This window comes from Uliginosibacterium sediminicola (genome assembly GCF_039631295.1).
In the GTDB taxonomy this organism is placed as follows: domain Bacteria; phylum Pseudomonadota; class Gammaproteobacteria; order Burkholderiales; family Rhodocyclaceae; genus Viridibacterium; species Viridibacterium sediminicola.
Genome location: NZ_JBDIVE010000004.1, coordinates 208,069 through 230,930 on the forward strand (window position 1 = coordinate 208,069; position 22,862 = coordinate 230,930).

Below are 22,862 nucleotides of genomic sequence, written 5' to 3' on the forward strand. Positions count from 1 at the left end.
ACGATGCAGCGGCGCGAATTCCTCTCTGCGCTGGCAGCGCTGGCCGGCTCGGGTTTGAGTGGCTGTGACAGGCTGTTTGCGCACAGGCCTCCGGTCACCGTGTTTCGCCCCGGCATGCAGGCCGGCCACAGCATTCGTGATGCACAGGCAATCCCGGAGCCGGGTGAGTCCATCGAGTGCGATGTTGCGATTCTCGGCAGTGGTGCAGCAGGCATCTCTGCGGCCTGGAAACTCGCCCGCGAAGGCTGGAAGAATCTCATTCTCGTCGAAGGTCCGGTTCCCGGCGGCAACACCGCAGGCGAGCGCCTCGGCGGCGTGGCCTGCCCGACTGGCGCACACTACCTGCCGCTGCCGTCGATGGCATCCGTCCACATACGCGAAATGCTGGCCAGCCTTGGCGTGATCCGCAGCCAGCCCTTCAGCGAAAAGCCCGAGTACGACGAAAGCGTCCTCGTGCATCCGCTGCATGAACGCCTGCGCATCGGCACCACCTGGCACGAAGAGCTGCTGTCAGGTGAGTCCGACGATACCGCGCGCTTTCTGAATCTGATCAAGCAGCTGCGCGCGACAAAAGGCGTGGACGGACTGCGCGTATTTGCCGTACCCCTTGCGTGCTCGTCTGCGGACCCGCGCTGGCGCGCGCTCGATGCGCTGGATTTTCGCAGCTGGTTACAGCGTGAGAACTTTCACGACCTTGCACTGCACTGGTATGCCGACTATGTCTGCCGCGACGAGTTCGGCGCGGGTTATGCGCACGTTTCGGCCTGGGCGGGCCTGCATTACTTTGCCAGCCGTGACGGACAAGCCAGCAATGCCGACGCTGGCAGCGTGCTGACCTGGCCGGATGGCTTGCACACGCTCTCGCAGCACCTGCTGCAAGCCGTGCCCTTCGACAACCATGCTACACGTCGCATGGCGGGCAGCGCCGTGCGTGTGCGCGAAGGGGAACGCAAGGCTGAAGTCATCGTGATGCAGGGTGCGCGCAGCATTCGCATCGAAGCCCGCCGGGTGATCTGTGCGATGCCCCTCCACGTCGCTCTGCATGTCGTCGAAGACATGGCCGGGCACGGGTTCCACCGCGAGCATCTGCCCCAGCAGTCGCCCTGGATGGTGGCCAACTTCCTGTTGCGCCGCTTCCCGCAGGAAACTGGCGATGTGCCGCTGGCCTGGGACAATGTGCTGCAGGACAGCCGCGCCCTGGGCTACGTGGTCGCCACGCACCAGCTGATCCGCGTCGCCAAGCCTGAGCATACGGTGTTTACCGCCTACAACGCGCTGGCCGATGAGGCGCCTGAGGCGGCGCGCAAATGGATGCTGACGGCCAGCGATAGCGACTGTCTGCAACGGGCCGCGCAGGATCTCTTGGCGGTGTATGGGCCGGCGCTGTGGCGTGAGGTCGAGCAGGTCAATATTCATCTGCGCGGACACGCGATGAGTGCGCCTGCGCCGGGATTTCTCTCGAACACCGGCTTGCAGGCGCTGCGTTCGGCGAATGGGCGTGTGCGCTTTGCACACGCCGATCTGTCAGGCTATTCCGTGTTTGAAGAAGCAGCCTGGTGGGGCACCCAGCAGGCCATTGCGCTGCTGGGGCACTGAGCGCTTGACGGGCCCTATCTGCCGCGCGCCAGCGCGCGCAGTCGCGCCACGCGTTCCTCGGTCGGCGGGTGGGTGGCGAAGAGGCCGGCCAGGGTGCCGCCGGAGAGCGGGTTCATGATCATCATCTGCGCGGTTTCCGGGTGGGCTTCGGCGGCGGCCAGCGGGATGCCGTGGGCGTAGGCGTGGATTTTCTCCAGCGCGCTGGCCAGTGCGCCGGGGTCGCCGCTGATTTCGGCACCGCCACGGTCGGCTTCGTATTCGCGGGCGCGCGAGATCGCCATCTGGATCAGGCTGGCGGCCAGCGGGGCGAGCAGGGCGACGAGGATGCCGGCGATCGGGTTGGCCGGGCGGCCTTCACTGTCACGACCGCCGAAGAACATGGCGAAATTGGCCAGCGCCGAGATCGCACCGGCCATCGTCGCGGAGATCGTCGAGATCAGGATGTCGCGGTGTTTGACGTGGGCCAGTTCGTGGGCCATGACGCCGCGCAGCTCGCGCTCCGAGAGCAGCTGGATGATGCCGGCGGTGGCTGCCACGGCGGCATGTTCCGGATTGCGGCCGGTGGCGAAGGCATTCGGTTGCACTTCGTTGATCAGGTATACGCGCGGCATTGGCAGCTGGGCGCGGCGGGCGAGATCGGCCACCATGTTGTAGAGGTAGGGCGAGCTGGTGGCGTCGACTTCCTGCGCGTTGTACATGCGCAGCACCATCTTGTCCGAAAACCAGTAGGAAAAGAGGTTCATGCCGCCGCCCAGCAGCAAGGCCAGCAGCATGCCGGATTTGCCACCGAGCATGGCGCCGATGACGCCGAAGAGGGCCATGATGGCCGCCATCAGGATTGAGGTCTTGAGCCAGTTGAACATCTTGATCACCTTTGTGTGAAACACGGGCTGTAGACGCTGCGGAGGGCCGTGGGTTCCCCGCTGTGTCGGGCTGATTCGAACTATTTGTTCTATCAGCTGGAATGCTATGCCATTTAAATCAAGTTTTCGTGGCCGATGCCGTAAGCCGGGCATGAACCGATAACACGATGGTCCCTCCGCGCCATGAAAACACCTCCGTATTTTCGCAAGCAATTCTTGCGTATCGTGCTGGCCTTGCTGATTGGCTTCGTCATTTTCGGTCTGGGTGCGTGGTACACCCTGAGCGAGGTGAAAATCCGCGGCACCTATTACCAGCGCATCATGCAGGCCGAGAATCTGGTTGCGGATGTGCTGCCGCCGCCGCTCTACATCATCGAGACGCATGGCCTGACCATGGAGCTGACGCTCAGCTCGGACCGCAAGAAGAGCGAGGCGCTGCGCAAGCAGCTGGCGCAGCTGGAGGCCGATTATCAGGCGCGGCTGAAGTTCTGGCTGGCGCAGGAGGGCACGCCGGAGCCGATCAAGGCCTTGCTCAAAGGGCCGGTGGATGAAAGCGCGCGGGCTTATTTCAGCCTGATTCACGAGTCGTTTGACAGCGGCATGATGTACTACCTCGATGAGCGCAACGCGCTGCTGGCAAAGTTCCGCGACATTTATGCGCGGCATCGTGCGGCGATCGACAAGCTGGTGGTGCTCGCACGTGAGGATGTCAAGCAGCAAGAGCAGAGTGCGCAGAAAGTGGTCAATCTGGCGAGCATGGCGATGGTGGCTTTGTTCCTGCTCGCCTCGGGGATTGCCTGTATGCTGGTCTTGCGTGTCATGAAGTTGCTGGTCGGCGAGCTGGGGGGCGATCCGCAGTACGCCACCGAGGTGGTCAAGCGCATTGCCAAGGGCGATCTGCAAACCCCGGTCGATATTTCGCCGAACGACCAGCACAGCATGTTGGCGGCCATCTCGGCGATGCAGCAAAGCCTGCGCGATTCCATTCTCAGCGTCTGTAGCGGTGCCATGGAGATCGAGCGCGCCGCCCTCAGCCTGATGGGCGCGGCGGTCAGCGTGTCGGTGTCGGCCGACATGCAGAACCAGAGCAGCGATAATCTTGTCGCGGCGGGCACGTCAATGTTCGAGGGCATCCAGCAGATCCGTCATGCAGCGACCGATACGCATACCCTGGCGACATCGTCGGGCACGCAGTCCGAGGCGACCCAGCAGATGCTCGAATCGACGGTCAGCGATCTGCAGCAGGTCTCCGGCGTGGTCGCGCAGACCGCCAGCCAGGTCAATAGCCTGGTCGAGCGGGCGCAGGACATCGGCCAGTTCGTGCATGTGATCCGCGAAGTGGCCGAGCAGACCAATCTGCTGGCGCTCAATGCGGCTATCGAAGCGGCCCGCGCGGGCGAATCCGGCCGTGGCTTCGCGGTGGTGGCGGACGAAGTGCGCAAGCTCGCGGTGCGCACCGCCCAGGCGACGCAGGACATCGACAAGCTGGTCACCCTGATCCAGCGCGAGACGCGTCATTCCAGCACCCAGATGGCGGACTCCAACGAGCGCCTGGCCGCTGGCGTGGCCAGCGCCGAGGAAGCGGCGCGCATGATGCAGGTGATCCGTGACCAGGCGGTGCAGGTGGTCAGCGCCTTTGGCAATATCTCGGCCCAGCTGGAAATGCAGACCGCTGCCTGCGATGCGATCAGCTCCGAAGCGGCGCAGGTGGCAACACAAAGTGCCGAGGCCCGTCAGGCGGTCGAGAAGGTCAATGCGCGGGTGACCAAACTCTCCGATTTGGCCGGCGTGCTGGGGCGCACGGTCGAGCGTTTTGAAATCACCGGCGACAAGGCCGGCGAAGTCGACCTGTTCTGAGCCAGGTCTCAATGTCGGTGGCCGACATGCTGTAATCTTGCCGCTTTTCCAACGAGGATAGCGCATGAGCACGCCCACCTTCACGCAGGTCATTCTCTACACCGATACCGATGGTCGCGCCCGTTTCCGCGAGGAACAGATCGCGCTGAGCGAGGGTTCGCCGGCTTCGGCCCTGTCGACCCTGCTGCCCGCCAGCGGCGTGCAATTGCGCCAGAGCCCGGTCGGCTTCGTCAGCAAGATGCATTGCACCGGCAAGCCGCAATGGGTATTCATCCTCGGCGGTCAGATGGAGATCCTGCTGGCCGATGGCAGCTCGCGCCTGTTCAAGGCCGGTGAGCATTTCTATTCGGCCGACACCCTGCCCGAAGGCGCGACCTTCGATCCGGAAATCCACGGCCACTGGAGCCGCCAGGTCGGTGACGAGGCGCTGGTGACCCTGTTCGTCAAAGACTGATCTACCCGGCGCGGCGGCCGTGTGTCACGCGCCGTAGCGCTGCCGGGCGACCACCGCGAGGCCGCAGCCGACGCTGCCGTAGAGGTCGCCCTCGACCGCGCGGGTGCCCGGAAAGCGCGCAGCCAAGGCGTGTCGCAGCGCCGGCACGGCCGAGCAGCCGCCGGTGAAGAACAGCGTGTCCAGCGCGTCCGCGGCAATGCCTGCTTGCTGCAAGCAGGCCTCGGCCGCCTGGCCGATGCGTGCGATGTCGGCGCCAATCGCCTGTTCGAAGCGCGTGCGTTCGATGTCGATGATCAGGCCATCTTCCGCTTCGGCCAGATCAAGCGTGGCTGACACGGCAGACGACAGCGCAATCTTTGCGGCTTCCACATCCATCGCCAGGCGGTGACCCAGCTGCTTTTGCACCACCCGCAGCAGGCGTTCGAAGCGGCGCTTGTCGGCCACGTCCGGCGCCACGTCCTGCAGGCTGCGCCAGGCCTTGCGGCTGTAGACCTGATTGATGGTGTGCCAGGTGGCGAGCTGGAAGAAACAGCTGTTGGGAAAGCTGGCGCCGTTCTTGAGCAGGCTGCCCATGCCTAGCTCGGGCATTACGCCGGCCAGCGAGAGCTGCTTGTCGAGATTGGTCCCGCCGATGTGCACGCCGCTGTTGCCGAGCAGGTCGGCGCTGCGGTCGCTGGCGTCGCGTCGCGCCGGTGACAGGCGCACCAGGGAGAAGTCGGAGGTGCCGCCACCGATATCGACGATCAGCACCAGTTCTTCGCGGCTGATCTGTTCTTCGTAGGCGTGGGCGGCGGCGATCGGTTCGAACTGGAAGCTCACCTCGCTAAAGCCGAGGCCGCGCACGATCTCTTCCAGCGTGTCCTGCGCCAGCTGGTCGGCCGCGTCGTCCTCGTCCACAAAGCGCACCGGGCGGCCGACGACCACCGCCTCGAACCGCCGGCCGGCCTGGCGTTCGGCGCGTTGCTTGATTTCGCCGATGAAGCTGCCGATCAGCTGGCGGAACGGCAGGTGGCGGCCGCCGACTTCGGTGCCGGCTTCCATCAGACCGCTGCCGAGCAGGCTCTTGAGCGAGCGCATCAGGCGCCCCTCGTAACCTTCCAGATATTCGCCCAGCGCAGCGCGGCCAAAGGCCAGCGAGTTTTCATCGAGATTGAAGAACACCGCCGAGGGCAGGGTGGTCTTGTCGCCCTCAAGCGCGAGCAGCTGGGCGCGGCCGTCGTGGATGATCGCAGCGGTGGAGTTGGAGGTACCGAAGTCGATACCGCAGGCGGCGATGCTCATGAAGGCGTGGCGAGAGTTTGCGGGGGCTGCGCAGCTTACGGTGCAGCCCTGCGGCGGTCAATCATCGTGCGTCAGCCGTAATGCAGCACCCGTGTTTTGCCATGGAAGATGCGATAGACCACGGCGGTGTAAGCCGCGATGGCGGGCACAGCGATGGCGACGCCGACCAGGATGAAGCGCAGCGATTCGGGCGCGGCGGCCGCTTGCCACAGCGTGATGCGTTGCATGACGACAAAGGGGTAGAGGCTGTAAGCGAGACCGAAGAAGCCGAAGAGGCACACGAAGACGGCCAGCGCAAACGGCAGCCAGCACAAGTCGGCACGCACGCGCTGCGTGCGCAACACCATCGGCAAGGCCAGCAAGGCGCCGCCGGAGGCCAGCGGAATCGGCAGCAAGGCGATGAAGGCGGGCATGCTGAACCAGCGCTCGCGTACCTCTGCGCTGACCCACGGCGTCGCCACCGAAATCAGCAGCATGCCGATGCACATCGGCAGCCACGCCGCCTTGGCCCAGGCAATGGCCCGTTCTTGCAGGGCGCCTTCGGTCTTGATGATCAACCAGCTGGCGCCGAGCAGCACGTAGGCGGCCGGCAAGGCGACGGCGATGAGGGCGCTGAAGGCGAGGAACTCGCCGCCCTCGGCAAAGCCGGTGATGAACTGACCCAGCATCCAGCCTTGCGCCATCGAAGCCAGCGTCGAGCCGGCGAAGAAGGCGCGGTTCCACAGCGGTTTGTGATCGTCATGCGCCTTGACGCGGAAATCGAAAGCCACGCCGCGCAGGATCAGGCCCATCAACATTGCGCAGACCGGCAGATAGAGGGCGGTGAGCACCACCCCCTGCGCCTTGGGAAAGGCAATCAGCAGGATGCCCACGCCCAGCACCAGCCAGGTTTCGTTGGCGTCCCAGAACGGGCCGATGGTGCTGATCATCAGGTCGCGTTCATCCTTGCTGCCGCGCAGTAACAGCATGCCGACGCCCAGGTCATAGCCGTCGAGTACGACGTACACAAACATCGCGATGCCCATCAGGGCCATGAAAATGACGGGCAGGAAATGATCGAAATCCATGCTCAAACTCCTTTTTCGAGGGCGGCATCTGCCGGCAAATCGCTAGCCGGCTGCGCCACGGTTTTTTCGGCCAGATGGCGCAGCACGCCGATATAGGCGATGAGCAGAAAGCTGTAGATCAGCAAGTAGGCCGTCAGCGTGAAGGCGATCTTGCTGGCCGGCACGTTCGAGGCGACTTCGGCGGTGCGCAGCAGTCCGTAGATGATGAAAGGCTGACGACCGATTTCGGTGACGTACCAGCCGGCGAGCGTCGCGACCCAGCCCGAAAAGCCCATGCCGACGAGTACCCACAGAAAGCGGCGCGGCAGCTGCAAGGCATCCTTGCCACGACGCAGCAGCCACACGCCACCCCAACTCACCAGCAGCATGGCCACGCCGGTTGCGACCATGATGCGGAAGCCGAAGAACAGCGGCGCGACCGGCGGATGCGCATCGGGGAATTCGTTGAGGCCGCGTATTTCGGCATCCGGATCATGGCGCAGGACCAGGCTGGCCAGTTTCGGTATGCCGATCTCCCAACGATTGCTCTGCGTCTTGGCGTCCGGCCAGGCGAACAGCAACAGCGGCGCGCCGCGCTCGGTGTGCCAGATGCCTTCGATGGCGGCGATCTTCTGCGGCTCGTGTTCGAGCGTGTTGAGTCCATGCGCATCGCCAGCGATGATCTGCAGCGGAATCAGCACCGCAGCGAGCGTTACGCCCAGACGCAGCACACGCGCCGTGAATAGCTGGGCTTTGCCGCGCAGGATTTGCCAGGCACTGATTGCTGCGAGCAGGAAGGACACGGTGAGGCCCGAGGCGAGCAGCACATGCACCAGGCGGTAAGGCAGGGACGGATTGAAGATCACCGCCAGCCAGGACTGCACATGGAATTCACCATTGATGATGGTGTAACCCGTCGGCGTGTGCATCCACGAGTTGAGGCTCAAGATCCAGAACGCCGACATGCTCGTACCAATCGCCACCAGCAGGCAGGCCATGAAATGTACGCGCTCCGAGACGCGGTTGTGGCCGAACAGCATCACGCCCAGAAAGGTCGCTTCGAGAAAGAAGGCGGTGAGCACTTCGTAACCGAGCAAGGGGCCGGCGATGTTGCCGGCGCGCTCCATGAAGCCGGGCCAGTTGGTGCCGAACTGGAAGCTCATGGTGATGCCCGACACCACGCCCAGCGCAAAGGTCAGCGCGAAGATCTGCGTCCAGAAGCGATACGCCGCCAGCCAGGCTTCATCGCGTTGTCGTAGCCAGCGCCAGCGGAAGAAGCACAGCACCCAGCCGAGCGCGATGCTGATGGTCGGAAAGAGGATGTGGAAACTGATGTTGGCGGCAAACTGTATCCGCGCCAGAAGAAGGGCATCCATGCTGCTGTTACTCCGGGTCCGTCACTTTTCACAGCGCGAGCGGACCACGCACGCTGCGAGGGACGCGCCGCTGGGCTACGTCCTCAAAAGAGCCTTGTTCTTCAATGCGGCCAAGGGACTAGCCTTACTCCGCCGCCTGCTTCGCGCTACCCAGCGAGGTGACTTTGCTGGCAACTTCGAGCAGCTTTTGCACCTTGGAGCCCATGCGCATCAGCTGCGCCAGGGTTTTGGCATCCATGCGCTGCACATCGTCGAACCAGGTGGTGAGCATTTCGATGAGGTCATGCATGTCGCGCATGCGCTCCTGCGCGACGCGGTCCTCTTCGCTGCCGGCTTCTTCCATCAGCGCATTGCGCAGCATCGTCAATGTCGGCTCGATCTCGCGCCGGCGGCGTTCTTCCGCGAGCGTGCGGAACACCTCCCAGGCGTCGGCCGGCGCATCGAAGTACTCGCGCCGGTCACCGGCTTGATGGCGCAAGCGCACCAGACGCCAGGCCTGCAATTCCTTCAGACCCATGCTCACGTTGGAGCGCGAGAACTCCAGTTGCTCGGCGATTTCGTCGGCGTGCAGCGCACGCGAAGACACGTAGATCAGTGCGTAGATCTGTCCCACCGTGCGATTGATGCCCCAACGGCTGCCCATTTCACCGAAGTGGGCGACGAAACTGCGGACGAGTGGCGACATGGAAACTCCGGCTACATTTGATCTAGATCAAATCTTAGCAGAACTTTCAGTAATTACTGAAAATTCATGACGGCAACTTGATGTGCACGATTCCGTGGCGTGGCGTGCAAGGCCCTTGGCCCGGCTGTTGTAGCATCCGAACACGCCCTAGGGCGTTGCCGCAGGATCATCTGCCGCCAACTGGAGCTTTTTCATGAGTAGTGCTGCGCCGTCTTTTCTGGCCCGTGTGCGTGACAGCCTGCAGGCGCTGCATCCGGCTGAGCGCAAGCTGGCGGATTTCATGCTCGACTTTCCCGGCGAGCTGGCCAGCTATTCCGCCTCGGAGCTGGCGCGGCTGGCTGAGGTATCGAATGCGACGGTGACACGCCTGATCAAGCGTCTGGGCTACCAGAACTATGACGAGGCGCGGCGGCTGGTACGCGAAGAGAAACAAACCGGCTCGCCCTTGTTTCTCGCCGATCGGGCATCGGGCATTGAGAAATTGTTCGAGGCACACGCCGAGCAGGGGCAGGACAATCTGCGCCGCACGTTTGCCCGCCTCAGCGAACAGCAGGTGGCGGCGATCGCCGACGCCTTGCTCAGTGCGCGCAAGGTGTGGGTAACAGGTTTTCGCAGCAGTCACGCGATTGCCACGTATTTCCGCTGGCAGATCTTCCAGGTCAAGGAGGATATCCACGTCGTGCCCAATGCCGGCGATACGCTCGGTGAGTATCTGGCCAGCATCGCGCCGCAAGACCTGGTGGTCATTTTCGGACTGCGCCGCCGCCCGCTGCGTCTTGACGACATCGTGACGCAGGCCGTTGCCAGCGGCGCGCCCGTGCTCTACGTCACTGACGAACTGGTGGCTACACGCGGAGATGTGCGCTGGCATATCCGCTGCGCCTGCGCTGCACCGGGGCCGCTCGACAATCATGTATCAGTCATCGCCTTGTGCCACTTGTTGGCCAACCGCGTGATGGAGACTTCGGGCGCCTCCGGGCGCGACCGCCTGACCGCCATCGAGGCCGAGCACGACGCATTTGGCGAGATGTAAGCGCGCACCACGATGAAGTGCGCTGAGCCCGCATTCGGGGCGTGACAGTTCGTGCGCTGTACGCACCACACGAGCGCGGCAGACCAGGGCGTGACGATTGGCTGATCATGGCGCGGCGCGTGGGAACGAAAGGGGCCTTGGATACGCGTTGCCAAGGCGCTCGGTGTGTGGCGTATGTGAAAATATATTTTCATGAAAGTTTTGGCATGAAAACAGCTTATCTCTTGCTGTGCCGGGGATTCCCGGTTGTGCCTTGGTTCCGAGAACTGTCATGAGGATTGCCATGAATTTCACATCGTTCATCACCGGAAGCGCCCAGCGCTCCCGTTTTATTGCGCGCGGTACGAGTCGCCTGATGCGTGGCCTCACCCTGGCCGGCGTGCTCGGCTGTACGCTGGGATTGGCCAGCAGCCCGGCCATGGCGGCGGGCACTCTGCGCATCGCCATGACCTCTTCGGACATTCCCTTGCCGAATGGCCAGACCGACCAGGGCAGCGAGGGCATGCGTTTCATGGGCTACACCGTGTTCGAAGCGCTGATCGGCTTCGATCTGTCGTCCTCGACCAAGCCGGTGACCCTGATCCCGGCGCTGGCTACGGAATGGGCGGTGGACCCCAAGGACAAGCTGCGCTGGGTCTTCAAGCTGCGGCCGGGCGTCAAGTTTCACGACGGCTCCGCTTTCAATGCACAGGCGGTGGTGTGGAACTTCGAGAAGATCCTCAACGACAAGTCCGAGCAATACGATCCCAAGCAGGCTGCGCAGGGCCGTGGCCGCATTCCTACCGTCAAGAGCGTCAAGGCACTCGATGACTTGACCGTCGAAGTCACCACCACGGAAGTCGATGCGCTGCTGCCCTACAAGATGGTGTGGATCGTGATGTCCAGCCCGGCGCAGTGGAATGCCGTCGGCAAGAGCTGGGACGCCTTCCTCGCCAAGGCCTCGGGCACCGGGCCGTGGAAGCTGCAGACCTACACGCCGCGTGAGCGCGCCGTGCTGGTCAAGAACGCTGGCTACTGGGACGCCAAGCGCGTGCCCAAGCTCGACTCAATGGTGCTGCTGCCGGTGCCCGATGCTTCAGCACGCGTTGCTGCGCTGCGCTCAGGTCAGGTCGACTGGATCGAAACACCGCCGCCGGATGGCATCGAAAGCCTCAAGGCCGCTGGCTTCAACATCGTCAGCAACGTTTATCCGCATGTCTGGCCGTGGCACTTCTCGCGTGTCGAGGGCTCGCCCTGGAATGACATCCGTATCCGCAAGGCCGCCAATCTCGCTGTGGATCGCGAAGGCATGAAAGCGCTGCTGGGCGGCATGATGGTGCCCGCCAAGGGCATGGTGCCGCCGACCAGCGCCTGGTTCGGCAAGCCGACTTTCGACGTGAAGTACGACCCCGCAGCGGCCAAGGCGCTGATGGCACAGGCCGGTTACTCGAAAGAGAAGCCGCTGAAGATCAAGGCCATCATCTCGCCCAACGGCGGCGGTCAGATGCAGCCGATGCTGATGAACGAGCTGATCCAGCAGAACCTTGCCGAAGTGGGCATCCAGGTTGAATTCGATGTGCGTGACTGGAACGCATTGCTCGCCAACTGGCGTGCCGGCGCCAAGGACGCCAGCAGCAAGGGCGCCACGGTGACCAACAGCTCCTACTTCAGCCAGGACCCCTTCACGGCGCTGATCCGTCACGTCGATAGCGCGCTGATGCCGCCCAAGGGCACCAACTGGGGCTATTACAGCGATCCGGAGATGGACAAGCTGTTCGACCAGATCCGCACCGAGTTCAATCCGGAAGCGCAGAACGCCCTCGTCCGCAAGGCGCACGAGAAGTTCGTCAATGACGCACTGTTCCTCTTCGTGGCGCATGACGTGGCACCGCGTGCGATGACGAAGAAGGTCAAGGGCTTTGTGGCGCCTCACAATTGGTATGTGGATTTCTCTCCGATCTCTATGGAGTAATGCGCGATAAAACGGGCTGCGCACGCGCCCAGCGTTGTTGGCTCGCTCGCCGTGCTGAGCACTGCTCTGCGCGAGCCGCCTAGCTGGACGCGCGCGCGCTCCGCTTTCTCACGCATTACGCGCTTGTCGTTGTTCGAAATTGAAAACCAAGCAATTCGTCATTCCGACCCTTGTCGAGATGAAGGCTGTGTTGTCGTGTTAGCGGTTTCGAAAAACCGGATCCACCATGTTCACCTACTTCCTCAAACGCCTCGCCTTCGCCCTGCCCATCGCGCTGGCGGTCAGTGCGCTGTGCTTCTCGCTGGTCTATCTCGCGCCCGGCGATCCGCTGTCGGCCGTGCTGCCGTCCGATGCTTCGCAGGAGATGATCGAGAAGGTCAAAGCCAGCTACGGGCTCGACAAGCCCATCGTCGTGCAATACGCAATCTGGCTGGGTCACGCACTGCAGGGCGATCTGGGTCAGTCGATCAGCACCGGCCGCGCGGTGGCGTCCGAAATCGGCGCTGCCATCGGCAACTCGCTGATGCTGGCGCTGCTGGCGTCATCCATCGGTTTCACGCTGGGCGCGGCGCTGGGTGTGCTTGCCGGTTATACCCACGGCTCAAAGCTTGACCGCCTGCTCTCCGCCATCGCTATCTCGGGCGTGTCGATTCCGCATTACTGGTTGGGCATCGTGCTGGTCGCCATCTTCTCGGTGAAGCTCAACATGCTGCCCGCCATGGGCGCCGGCTCCAGCGAGCTGTGGAACTGGGAACGCCTGAGCTACATGATCCTGCCCGCCATCACGCTGGCAGCGATCCCGACCGGCATCGTCATGCGCTCGGTGCGCGCGCTGGTCGCCGACACCCTTAATCGCGAATTCGTCACCGGCCTCGTCGCCAAGGGCATGGGCCGCCGCGCCGTGTTCCGCCACCTCGTCAAGAACATCGCGCCGACCGCGCTGGCCGTCATCGGCGTGCAGCTCGGTTACCTGATGGCTGGCTCGATTCTCGTCGAGACGGTCTTCTCGTGGCCCGGTACGGGCCTCTTGCTCAACAACGCCATCCAGCAGCGCGACATTCCGCTGCTGCAGGGAACCATCCTCGTGCTCGCCATGTTCTTCGTCGGGCTCAATCTGCTGGTCGACATGCTGCAGCCTCTGTTCGACCCGAGGATCAGCCGCTCATGAACGCCGCCACCACACAGGGCTACTGGTCGCGCGTGCTGCGCAAGCTCGCGCGCGACCCGCTGGCCATGATCTGCCTCGCCATCCTCGTGCTGATCCTGCTCGGTGCCCTCTTCGCGCCCTGGCTGGCGCCGGGTGATCCTGCAGTCGGCAGCGTCATCAAGCGCCTCAAGCCGGTCGGTACCGAAGGCCATCTGCTGGGCACCGACGAGCTGGGCCGCGACATGCTCACACGCCTGCTCTACGGTGGCCGCACCACCCTGCTGATGGGCACGGTGCCGGTCGGCCTCGCGCTCCTCATCGGCGGTTCGCTGGGCATGCTGGCGGGCTTTGCCGGTGGGCGCATCAATGCGCTGATCATGCGCTGCACCGACGTGCTGTTCGCTTTCCCCTCGGTGCTGCTGGCCGTAGCGATTGCCGGTGCGCTGGGTGCGGGCCTCGCCAACACCTTGCTGGCGCTGACCATCGTGCTGGTGCCGCCGATTTTGCGCGTCGCCGAGAGCGCCACCACGCAAGTGCGCTCGCTGGACTTCATCGAAGCCGCGCGCGCCAGCGGCGCGGATGACTTCACCATCCTGCGCGTGCATGTTCTGAGCAACGTGATCGGCCCGGTGCTGGTGTATGCCACCAGCCTGCTGTCGGTGTCGATCATCATGGCCGCCGGCCTCTCCTTCATCGGCCTCGGCGCCAAACCGCCCACACCCGAGTGGGGCCTGATGCTCAACACCCTGCGCAACGCGATCTACTCGCAGCCGCTGCTGGCAGCCCTGCCCGGCGTGCTGATCTTTGCCGTCTCGCTGTGCTTCAACCTGCTGGCCGATGGCCTGCGCAGCGCCATGGAGGTCAAATGAGCTCAATCAATGTTGTAGAGGTCAGCGGCCTGCGCAAGCAGTTCAAGACGCGCCAGAGGAGCTGGGGCGAGAAGCCGCGCGTGGTACATGCGGTGTCCGACATCTCCTTCGAACTCGCAGCCGGGCAGACGCTGGGTATCGTCGGCGAATCCGGTTGCGGCAAGTCCACGCTGGCGCGCCTGCTGATGGGCCTGATCCCCGCCGATGGCGGCACGGTACGCATCGCCGGCGTCGAGCTGCAGCAGGACGCTGCCCAGCTCAAGGCCCTGCGCCGCAAGATGCAGATGGTCTTCCAGGATTCCTACGCCTCGCTGAACCCGCGCATGAGCATTGAAGACGCGATCATGTTCGGCCCGCTGGTGCACGGCACCCCGCGCGCCGAAGCACGCGAGCGCGCCCACCAGCTGCTGTCGCGCGTCGGCCTCGACCCGGCACGCTTCGCCGCGCGCTATCCGCACGAGGTATCCGGCGGCCAGCGGCAGCGCGTCAACATCGCCCGCGCGCTGGCGCTGTCGCCCGAGGTGGTGCTGTTCGACGAGTCGGTGTCGGCGCTCGACAAGTCGGTCGAGATCCAGGTGCTCAACCTGCTGCGCGACCTCAAGGAAGAATTCGGCCTCAGCTACCTGTTCATCTCGCACGACCTCAATGTCGTGCAGTACATCAGTGACGTGGTGTTGGTCATGTATCTGGGCAAGATCGTCGAGATAGGCCCGGCGCAATCGCTCTACGAAAACCCGGCACATCCCTACACGCGCGCCTTGCTTGCCTCCATGCCCAGCATGGACCCCGAACAGCGCACGCTCTCCGCACCGATCACCGGCGACCCGCCCAGCCCCATCGACCCGCCATCAGGTTGCCGCTTCCGCACGCGCTGCCCGTATGCGCAGGCTGTCTGTGGCGAGGCCGAGCCGCAGCTGAGCATGCCGTTGCCGGCGAATCTTCACGGCAGTCCTCACCTTGCGGCCTGCCACATGCTGGTGCCGCAGTCCGGTCACAGCGAAAGCCCTGCAGCATGAGCAGCGCCGTCAATCCGCAGAACACCACGCTCGCCTCGGTGCGCGATCTCTCCGTGCGCTTTCGCAGCGCACAGGGCACGGTCAGCGCCGTTAATGGCGTGAGCTTCGACATCGCGCCCGGCGAAGTGCTGGGCCTGATCGGCGAATCCGGCAGCGGCAAAAGCGTCACCTTGCGCGCGCTGATGAAGCTGCTGCCCGAAGACCGCACGACGATCGACGGCAGCATCATCGTCGGCGGGCGCAACATCATGGCGCTGTCGCGCAGCCTGCTCAGCGACTATCGCGGTGGCACCACGGCGATGATCTTCCAGGACCCTTCGCTGGCGCTCGATCCGGTCTACACCATCGGCCAGCAGATCGAAGAAGCCATCCGCCGCCATACCAAAGCTTCACGCAGCGAGGCCCGCGCACAGGCGCAGGAATACCTCGAACTGGTGAAGATCCCCTCGGCCGCCGAGCGCCTGAAAAGCTACCCGCACGAGATGTCCGGCGGCATGCGCCAGCGCGCGATGATCGCGCTGGCCCTGTCGTGCAAGCCGAAGCTGATCCTCGCCGACGAACCGACCACCGCACTCGACGCCACGGTGCAGATCCAGGTCTTGCTGCTATTGAGAGAGCTGCAGCAGAAGATGGGCACCAGTGCGATCTTCGTGACCCACGATCTGGGCGTTGCCGCCGAAATCTGCGACCGCATCGCCGTCATGTACGCCGGCCGCATCGTCGAGATCGGCTCGGCCCGCGAAGTGCTGCGCGCGCCGCAACACCCCTATACGCAGGCGCTGATGGCCTCGACCATCCACGGCTCGATGCGCGGCCAGCGCATCACCGGCATCGCCGGCGCGCCGCCTGATCTGGCTCACTTGCCTGCCGGTTGCGCCTTCCGCGAGCGCTGCACGCGCGCCGCTGCGGGCTGCGAACAATCAGTGCCGGTACTGCAGCCACACGCGGCGCAGGCCGTGGCCTGTTTCCATCCCGGTGCGGCGCCTGTCAGTGCAGTGGCATCACTATGAGCATCAAACGCATCGCACTGCTCAATCCCAACACCAATGACGACACCACGCAGATGATGCTGGGCATCGCGCAGCAGGCCTTGCTGCCCGCCAGCCGCGTTCTCATTGAAGGGCGTACCGCGCCGCGTGGACAAAGCCTGATCGTCAATGAGCCGGCGCTGGCTGAAGCGGCGCAGGTGGTGCAAGAGTATGGGCCGCAGGTGGCGGCGGAAGGTTTTGACGCGCTGATTGTCGCGGCTTTTGGCGATCCGGGCCTGACGGCCTTGCGCGAGCAACTCGCGATTCCCGTCACCGGCATCGCAGAGGCGGGCATTGCCGAGGCGGCTGCGGGCGGGCGCCGCTATTCGATTGTGAGCACAACGCCAGAGCTGCGTAACAGTCTGCAGTATCTGGCCGGTCGTTATGGCCATGCGGACAGTCTGGTCTCGATCCGCATCACGCGCGGAGAGGTGCAGCGCGTGATGCAAGATCCGTTGCGCATGGCCGAGGCCTTGCTCGACAGCTGTCGTGACGCCATCGAGCTCGACGGCGCTGAGGCCATCGTGATCGGCGGTGGTCCGCTCGCCAGTGCGGCGCGCGCCATCGCCGCCTTGCTCGGTGTGCCGGTCATCGAGCCGGTTGTTGCGGCCGTGCGCCTGAGTTTACAGCGCTGTACCGCAACAACGGCCTGAAGCCGCTCAGGCTGCTTTGGCGAACACTGGTGCGAGCTTGCGCGAGGCCAGTTCGCCGAGCGGCAGCACCGTGCGGCCATAGACCTCGTTGAGCACCTGAGCCGCGGCGGCGTAGATTGCCGAAGCGCCGCAGAAGATGCCTTCCCAGCCGGCGACGAGCTTGATGCCTTCGTTGCCGGTGGCATCGCCAATGGCCAGCAGCGCGAAGAGGACCACCAGCGAACCGAAGACGATCTGGGTGACGCGGTTCAGACGCAGGCTGCCGATGAACAGCACGAAGGTCAGCAGGCCCCACAGCGTGAGGTAAGCGGCCATGCCGGCACCCGAGGTGGCTGCGGCCAGACCGGTCTTGGGCAGCATCACGATGGCGACCAGGGACAGCCAGAAGAAACCGTAAGACGTGAAGGCGACGGTGCCGAAGGTATTGCCCTTCTTCCATTCCATCAGGCCGGCGCAGACCTGGCAGATGCCACCGTAGAAAATGCCCATGGCGAGAATCATCGCGCCCAGCTCGATGATGCCGGCGTTGTGCAGGTTCAGCAGAACCGTGGTCATGCCGAAGCCGAGCAGGCCCAGCGGGGCGGGGTTGGCGGTGTGATCGTGGCCCTTGGCGTGATCGCTCATCAGTGAAACTCCTGTGCATCAGCCGACATCCGGCAGGCCGCCAGAGTGCATGAAGGGTGCGCCCGCACATTTCATGCAGGTCAAGGATGGCGCAATAAAAAACGGCGCCCGCAGGCGCCGTTTTGTCTGGATCAAACCGCTCAGTTCTGGAACGAGCACTTGTTCGGCGCGCCGCCCGGGTCGGAACCGAAGGCTGCGACGGTGCAAGCGATGCTCTTGCCCACGCCGACGTTCTTGGTCACCCACTTGCCCTTGCGACCGAAGGCAACCCAACCCGTGCCACGTGTCGGGGTGCAGGTTGCACCTTCATCCGAGCACTTGCTGAAGTTGTTGGGGTAGTCACCCGTACCGGAGAGCACCGGAGCGCCCGTGCTGGACGACGAGGAGCTTGCGGCCGAAGAGCTGGCCTTGCTCGACGAGCTGCTCGATGCGGCTGCGCTGCTCGAAGACTTGGACGAAGACGAGCTGCTGGCAGCGGTCGACGAGCTGGACTTCGAAGAAGACGAAGACGAGGACGACGAGGTTGCCGTGCCGCAGGCGGCGGCCGTCAGTTGCGCGCCGTTCTTGCCCACACCGGCGTACTGCGCCAGCTTGTCCTTCACGCACTGTGCCGACACCGGTTCGTAGGTGTAGGTCAGGGTCTTCGGGAAGGCTGCGGTGGTGGTCCAGGTGTCGGCATTGACGCCGCCGCTGCCTGCATCGGTCCAGGTGATGCCGTAGGTGGCGTTATCGGCCGAGCTGGTCAGGTTGTTGTTGCGCAGATCCCACTTGCCGCAATTGGCGGTGTCATAACGACAGGTGACCGGGCTGATCGAGTTCTGGAACCAGTTGCGTTCGATCAGCGAATAACCGCCGGTGCGCACGTTGATGCCCGATTCAGTGATCTTGTCGTAGAAGTTGTTGTAGATGTGCGTCCAGCCACCGCGTTGCAGCGGCAGGCGGCCATTCACGTTGTAGTAGATATTGTGGTGGAAGGTGATCTCGCGGCCACCGGCGATGTCCGAGCTTGACGAACCATCCAGACCGACCTTCTTGCTGTCATGGATGTAGTTGTAGGACACGGTGATGTTGTGCGAATCCTTCTTGATGTCGATGGCCGACTCGAAGGTTAGGTCGCCGTCGGGCGAGCCGTTGCACTCGTTGTTCACCGCAAACAGTTCGTTGTGGTCGATCCACACGTTCGATGAGCCGTCGATGCGGATCATGTCAGCGTCGTTGTTGGCACCGGCCAGGGCGCCGATCTTCATGTTCTTGATGACGACGTTGTTCGAGCCGCTCTTGATGGTGATGCCGAAGTTGGCCGAGGAACCATTGGCGCCCTGAATGGTGATGCCCTTGGTGAATTCCTTGATTTCGACTTCGCGGTAGGGGTCGTTCCAGTGCGGGTTCGGGCAGTTGCCCGAGGCGTCCTTGGTGTGATCCTTGACGATCTGTGCGATCTGGGCGTCTTCGTTGCCGGTGTAGGTGATGATCACCGGATAAGCGCCGCCGGTCACCTTCTTGCCATTGGCGTCCAGGCGCGCAGCGGCGATGGCATCGATGATGCCCTGCATGCTGCTGACGGTCACCGACTTGGAGCCGGTCTGGTTGCCACCGTCAGCGGTCGAGAAACCGCCGGTGTTGGCAGCATAGGCGGCGGTGCCGCCCAGAAGCGAGACGGCCAGGGCCGTCGCTTTGAGTGTAAAACGCATGTTGTGTCTCCATTTATGGTTTATTTTCATGCGCATAGCATCAATGTCAACACGCATGAGTTGTTGCACAGCGTCTGATCTGCCGGGCGACGATAAAGGGCTTTGCAAGCGAAATCAATCTTGCACAGCAACATCTTTGTGCATTTCTTAACATTAATTGTCGATTCCGACGGAATAGCCGGTCGGCATGCTGCGCTGCGTTAACCACTGCTAGTACAAGGTGCTGCGCTGGCGTGCTGGCAGAGTTTGGTCGTAGGCCTCGCCATCGAAGTCGCCGCCGCTGATGGCCGCGATGATCCGACCGACGGTTGGCACGCCGGCGGGCGCGGTAGCCGCCTGCCACAGCCCGGAGCGGAGGATTGCGCGTGCGCACTGGAAGTACACGGTGTCGACGCGGATGCGCAGCACGCACTTGGGCGGCTTGCCTTGCAGCGCGCAGCGTGGGTCTTCGATCAGGTTGCGCAGGCTGCTGATGCGATGCGGATCGTCGGGTGTGTGCACGGAGACGCTTGGGCCGCGCTTGCTCAGCTGCGCAGACGGCGCCGTTCGCCGTGCTGGCCGTTGTGTTGCAGGTAGTTGATCAGTTCGGCCAGGGTCAGGGGGCGGCTGAAGCAGTAGCCCTGCAACTCGTCGCAGCCCAGCGCGGTGAGGGCCTGGGCGGTGGCGAGGTCTTCCACGCCCTCGGCGACCACCGCCAGCCCGAGGGTGTGGCCCAGACCGATGACGGCATTGACGATGGCAGCATCGGCCGCGTCGTCCATCATGCCCAGCACGAAGGACTGATCGATCTTCAGGCGGTCGATCTCGAAGCGCTTGAGGTAGGAGAGGCTGGAATAGCCGGTGCCGAAGTCGTCGATGGCGATCTGCACGCCCAGCTCTTTCAGCGCGGCGACGCGGGCTTGCGCGCTGAGCGGGTTGTCCATCAGATGGGATTCGGTCAGCTCCAGTTCGAGCTGCTCCGGTGGCATGCCGGTCTCATGCAGCACCTGGCTCAGCTGTTCGACCAGCTCCGGGTTGGCCAGCTGCGCCACCGAGAGGTTCACCGACAAGGCGAGTCCCTTGCAGAGCCCTTGCTGTTCCAGCGCCATCCAGTGGCGGCAGGCTTGCTGCAGCACCCAGCTGCCGATCGGATTGATCAGTCCGGTCTCCTCGGCCAGCGGGATGAATTCGGCGGGCGGGATGTGACCGAGCAGCGGATTGTTCCAGCGCAGCAGCGCTTCGGCGCCCTGGATCTTGCGGCTGCGCGCGTTCAGGCGTGGCTGGAAATGCAGGCTGAATTCGCCGGCGGCGAGCGCTTGCCGCAGCTGCACCTCCATGGTCTGGCGGGCCAGCACGCGGTGGTCGGTCTCTTGCGAGAAGAAGCGCGCCATGTCGCGGCCAGCGGATTTGGCCTCATACATCGCAGCGTCGGCGCGGCGCATCAGGGAGTCGGTGTCCTGCGCGTCGTCGGGGAACAGCGCGACGCCGACGCTGCAGGAGACCGTCAGCGAGTGGCCTTCGACATTGATGCTCTGGCGGATCGAGGGAATCAGGCGCTCGTTGATCATCAGCTGCAGCTCGTCGAGGCTGGTGACCTTGCGCAGGATCAGCACGAACTCGTCGCCGCCCAGGCGGCTGACCGTGTCTTCGGCGCGCACGGCCATACTGAGACGCCGCGCCACGGCGCGCAGCAGGCCGTCGCCAATGTGGTGGCCGAGGGTGTCGTTGATCAGCTTGAAGCGGTCCAGATCGACGAACAGCAGGGCCACCTTTTCGCCGCTGCTGGCTGCTTCGTGCAGTGCTTCGCCGAGTCGTTGCTGGCACAGCGCGCGATTGGGCAATTCGGTCAGTACATCGTGCTGGGCGAGGAAGCGGATGCGGTCTTCCTTGGCCTTGCGGTCGGTGATGTCGATCGAAATGGCAATGTAATTGACCACTTCACCAGCGGTGGCGTTCTTGTGCACGGCTGAAACCATCAGCCAGGCCGGATAGGTTTCGCCGTTCTGGCGCGAGATCAGCACTTCGCCCTGCCAGGACTCCTTGGTCTGCAGATCGCTCCAGTCCATCGCCGAGGAAGACTGCAGCACTGCTGACAGATCGCTGCCGATCACGTCATAAAAGCCATAGCCGGTGCTGCGGCAGAAGGCGTGATTGACGCTGATCACCTTGCGTGCCTCATCCATGATGATGATGCTCTCGCTGGAGGCCTCGAAAACCTTGGCCCACAGCTCCAGGCGCTGTTCCATCAGCTTGAGCTTGTTGATCGGCGTGAAGGCGGTCAGCACCGCATCGCGCCCCTGGAACACCAGACGCCGCGCCGACAGCACGGCCCAGGCCGGCGTGTCGTTGCCGTGCCAGCGCACCTCAAACTCGTCGACCGCATTGAAGTCGGCGAGGCGCTGGAAGAAGCGGCTGCGCACCGGTGGCTCCAGCCCCTTGCGCCAGGGGTCGCCACGCTCATGGCCGAGCCAGGGCAGCGCGGGTGTGTTGGCGTGCAGCACCTCGTGGTCGGGCACCGAGGTCACCACCAGCGGAATCGGGAAGGCTTCGACCAGTTCGCGCTGTGCCTCGGCGGCGCTGGCGCTGGCGGCCAGTTTCTGTTGCAGCTGGCGGTCCTGATCGAGCTGCGCGAGCATCTCGTTGAAGGCGTTGAACAGCTGACCGATCTCGTCGCGCGCATGCCATTTGGCACGCCGGCTGTAGTCGGCCGTGCGGCGCACCGCGTCGGCCACCTTGGCCAGATTCTGCAGCGGCCGTGCAATCTGGCTGGCCACCAGATACACCAGGCTAAGGATGCCACCGAGCAGCAGCAAGGCCGTGCCAAGGTGCAGCCACATGCGCTGGAACAGGCCGTCCACGCGTGCCTGCAGCAAGATGTTGAGCTGCGCGATGGCGCTTTGCCAGATGTGGTCAAGCGCCACCAGGGTGCGCTGGTAGGCGGCTTCCAGCGCTTGCGGATCGGGCGGCGCCGAGCTTTCGTCGCCAGCAGCCTTGACGGCATTCGAGTAGGCGTATGCCTCTTGCAAGAGACGTTGCTTGCCGTTGCTGAGCACGGCTTTCAAGCTTGGCGAGGCGGCCAGCCAGGCTTGTGTGTAATCGGAGTCCACGCCTTGCAGCGCCGCATCGAGCCGCCCGGCCAGGGCCAGCAGCTGGGCCACATTATTGGCATCGTGATGGCTGGCGCGGAGCTCGCGGCGCATGAAATCCTGACTGTCATAGAGCACCTGCAGCAGCTCGGGGAAGCGCAGCAGGCTCAGCGACATCACGTAGTAGCTGTCGAGGTCGGGGTCGAGGATCAGGTTGGACTGGTTGCCGACCGTGGTCAGCAGTTCGCGCCCCTGGGTCAGCAATTGCGCGCTGTGCTGTGGATCGGCGGCACGCGTCAGCAGGCTGCGCAGCTTGTCGGCCTGCTCGCTGGTATTGAGCTCCGCGTCGTAACGCTGGCGTATCGAATCAAAGCTCTGCAGGGCTGGCGGGACCCCGCCAAGCAAGCTGTGCATGAGGTTCTCGCGTACGCTTTCGGCATAGGCGGCGCCGGAGATCTCCTTGCGTGCAAAGTCGATGGCCAGATACTTCTCGTGGATCAGGATGCCCGAGATGTAGATCACCGCGGTGAGGTCGAGCAGGTAGATCAGCGTCAGCTTGCGCCCGACGCTCAGTCGCCCCAGCCACAGTGAAATTCGACTCATCATGTCTCGATGTCCGCGCAATCG

At 63.8% G+C, this 22,862-nt stretch carries 19 protein-coding genes; 10 read left to right on the forward strand and 9 right to left on the reverse strand.

Annotated features, from left to right (window positions below; translation table 11 throughout):
- Positions 1-3 precede the first annotated feature (3 nt).
- A complete protein-coding gene (locus tag ABDB84_RS09910) occupies positions 4-1,596 on the forward strand; it encodes an NAD(P)-binding protein (protein ID WP_345919562.1) in 1,593 nt (530 codons plus the stop codon).
- A 14-nt stretch (positions 1,597-1,610) separates the two neighbouring features.
- Here ABDB84_RS09910 and htpX read toward each other — a convergent pair whose 3' ends face one another.
- Positions 1,611-2,459, reverse strand: coding sequence for a zinc metalloprotease HtpX (htpX, locus tag ABDB84_RS09915; protein WP_345919563.1), 849 nt, complete (start codon positions 2,457-2,459; stop codon positions 1,611-1,613).
- Positions 2,460-2,642: 183 nt separating this feature from the next.
- On the opposite strand from htpX, the gene ABDB84_RS09920 reads away from it, so the two are divergent.
- Together ABDB84_RS09920 and ABDB84_RS09925 are read left to right on the forward strand one after the other, a co-directional pair.
- Positions 2,643-4,316 carry a methyl-accepting chemotaxis protein gene (locus ABDB84_RS09920; protein WP_345919564.1) on the forward strand — a complete coding sequence of 558 codons (1,674 nt, stop codon included), beginning with the start codon at positions 2,643-2,645 and terminating at the stop codon, positions 4,314-4,316.
- Between the two features lie 64 nt (positions 4,317-4,380).
- Positions 4,381-4,770: a cupin domain-containing protein gene (locus ABDB84_RS09925; RefSeq protein ID WP_345919565.1), complete on the forward strand. Its 390-nt coding sequence runs from the start codon at positions 4,381-4,383 to the stop codon at positions 4,768-4,770.
- 24 nt (positions 4,771-4,794) lie between these two features.
- Here the strand turns inward: ABDB84_RS09925 and ABDB84_RS09930 are convergent, their stop codons facing one another.
- The 4 genes from ABDB84_RS09930 to ABDB84_RS09945 form a co-directional block, all read right to left on the reverse strand.
- Positions 4,795-6,051, reverse strand: a complete 1,257-nt coding sequence (locus tag ABDB84_RS09930) for an Hsp70 family protein (RefSeq protein ID WP_345919566.1) — start codon at positions 6,049-6,051, stop codon at positions 4,795-4,797.
- A gap of 71 nt (positions 6,052-6,122) precedes the next feature.
- On the reverse strand, positions 6,123-7,118 hold the full coding sequence (locus tag ABDB84_RS09935) for a cytochrome d ubiquinol oxidase subunit II (RefSeq protein WP_345919567.1): 996 nt from the start codon (positions 7,116-7,118) through the stop codon (positions 6,123-6,125).
- 2 nt (positions 7,119-7,120) lie between these two features.
- Positions 7,121-8,473, reverse strand: a complete 1,353-nt coding sequence (locus tag ABDB84_RS09940; RefSeq protein ID WP_345919568.1) for a cytochrome ubiquinol oxidase subunit I — start codon at positions 8,471-8,473, stop codon at positions 7,121-7,123.
- 124 nt (positions 8,474-8,597) lie between these two features.
- Positions 8,598-9,158: a GbsR/MarR family transcriptional regulator gene (locus ABDB84_RS09945; RefSeq protein ID WP_345919569.1), complete on the reverse strand. Its 561-nt coding sequence runs from the start codon at positions 9,156-9,158 to the stop codon at positions 8,598-8,600.
- Between the two features lie 193 nt (positions 9,159-9,351).
- Here ABDB84_RS09945 and ABDB84_RS09950 point away from each other — a divergent pair, with 193 nt between their 5' ends.
- The 7 genes from ABDB84_RS09950 to ABDB84_RS09980 all read left to right on the forward strand — a co-directional run bounded on the left by ABDB84_RS09950 (position 9,352) and on the right by ABDB84_RS09980 (position 16,855).
- A complete protein-coding gene (locus tag ABDB84_RS09950) occupies positions 9,352-10,191 on the forward strand; it encodes a MurR/RpiR family transcriptional regulator (RefSeq protein WP_345919570.1) in 840 nt (279 codons plus the stop codon).
- A 283-nt stretch (positions 10,192-10,474) separates the two neighbouring features.
- Complete coding sequence (locus ABDB84_RS09955; RefSeq protein ID WP_345919571.1) at positions 10,475-12,142, forward strand: ABC transporter substrate-binding protein; 1,668 nt, start codon at positions 10,475-10,477, stop codon at positions 12,140-12,142.
- Positions 12,143-12,368: 226 nt separating this feature from the next.
- Complete coding sequence (locus ABDB84_RS09960; RefSeq protein WP_345919572.1) at positions 12,369-13,310, forward strand: ABC transporter permease; 942 nt, start codon at positions 12,369-12,371, stop codon at positions 13,308-13,310.
- Positions 13,307-14,158, forward strand: coding sequence for an ABC transporter permease (locus ABDB84_RS09965; protein WP_345919573.1), 852 nt, complete (start codon positions 13,307-13,309; stop codon positions 14,156-14,158). The genes ABDB84_RS09960 and ABDB84_RS09965 overlap by 4 nt, the downstream gene beginning before the upstream one ends.
- Positions 14,155-15,174, forward strand: coding sequence for an ABC transporter ATP-binding protein (locus ABDB84_RS09970; protein ID WP_345919574.1), 1,020 nt, complete (start codon positions 14,155-14,157; stop codon positions 15,172-15,174). The genes ABDB84_RS09965 and ABDB84_RS09970 overlap by 4 nt, the downstream gene beginning before the upstream one ends.
- Positions 15,171-16,184, forward strand: a complete 1,014-nt coding sequence (locus ABDB84_RS09975; RefSeq protein WP_345919575.1) for an ABC transporter ATP-binding protein — start codon at positions 15,171-15,173, stop codon at positions 16,182-16,184. The genes ABDB84_RS09970 and ABDB84_RS09975 overlap by 4 nt, the downstream gene beginning before the upstream one ends.
- A complete protein-coding gene (locus ABDB84_RS09980; RefSeq protein ID WP_345919576.1) occupies positions 16,181-16,855 on the forward strand; it encodes an aspartate/glutamate racemase family protein in 675 nt (224 codons plus the stop codon). Before ABDB84_RS09975 ends, ABDB84_RS09980 begins: the two co-directional genes overlap by 4 nt.
- 6 nt (positions 16,856-16,861) lie before the next feature.
- Here the strand turns inward: ABDB84_RS09980 and ABDB84_RS09985 are convergent, their stop codons facing one another.
- The 4 genes from ABDB84_RS09985 to ABDB84_RS10000 all read right to left on the reverse strand — a co-directional run bounded on the left by ABDB84_RS09985 (position 16,862) and on the right by ABDB84_RS10000 (position 22,841).
- Complete coding sequence (locus ABDB84_RS09985) at positions 16,862-17,479, reverse strand: acetate uptake transporter (RefSeq protein ID WP_345919577.1); 618 nt, start codon at positions 17,477-17,479, stop codon at positions 16,862-16,864.
- Positions 17,480-17,619: 140 nt separating this feature from the next.
- Positions 17,620-19,170: a pectate lyase family protein gene (locus ABDB84_RS09990; RefSeq protein ID WP_345919578.1), complete on the reverse strand. Its 1,551-nt coding sequence runs from the start codon at positions 19,168-19,170 to the stop codon at positions 17,620-17,622.
- A gap of 210 nt (positions 19,171-19,380) precedes the next feature.
- A complete protein-coding gene (locus tag ABDB84_RS09995; protein ID WP_345919579.1) occupies positions 19,381-19,671 on the reverse strand; it encodes a PNPOx family protein in 291 nt (96 codons plus the stop codon).
- A 23-nt stretch (positions 19,672-19,694) separates the two neighbouring features.
- A complete protein-coding gene (locus ABDB84_RS10000; RefSeq protein ID WP_345919580.1) occupies positions 19,695-22,841 on the reverse strand; it encodes an EAL domain-containing protein in 3,147 nt (1,048 codons plus the stop codon).
- Between the last annotated feature and the right edge of the window lie 21 nt (positions 22,842-22,862).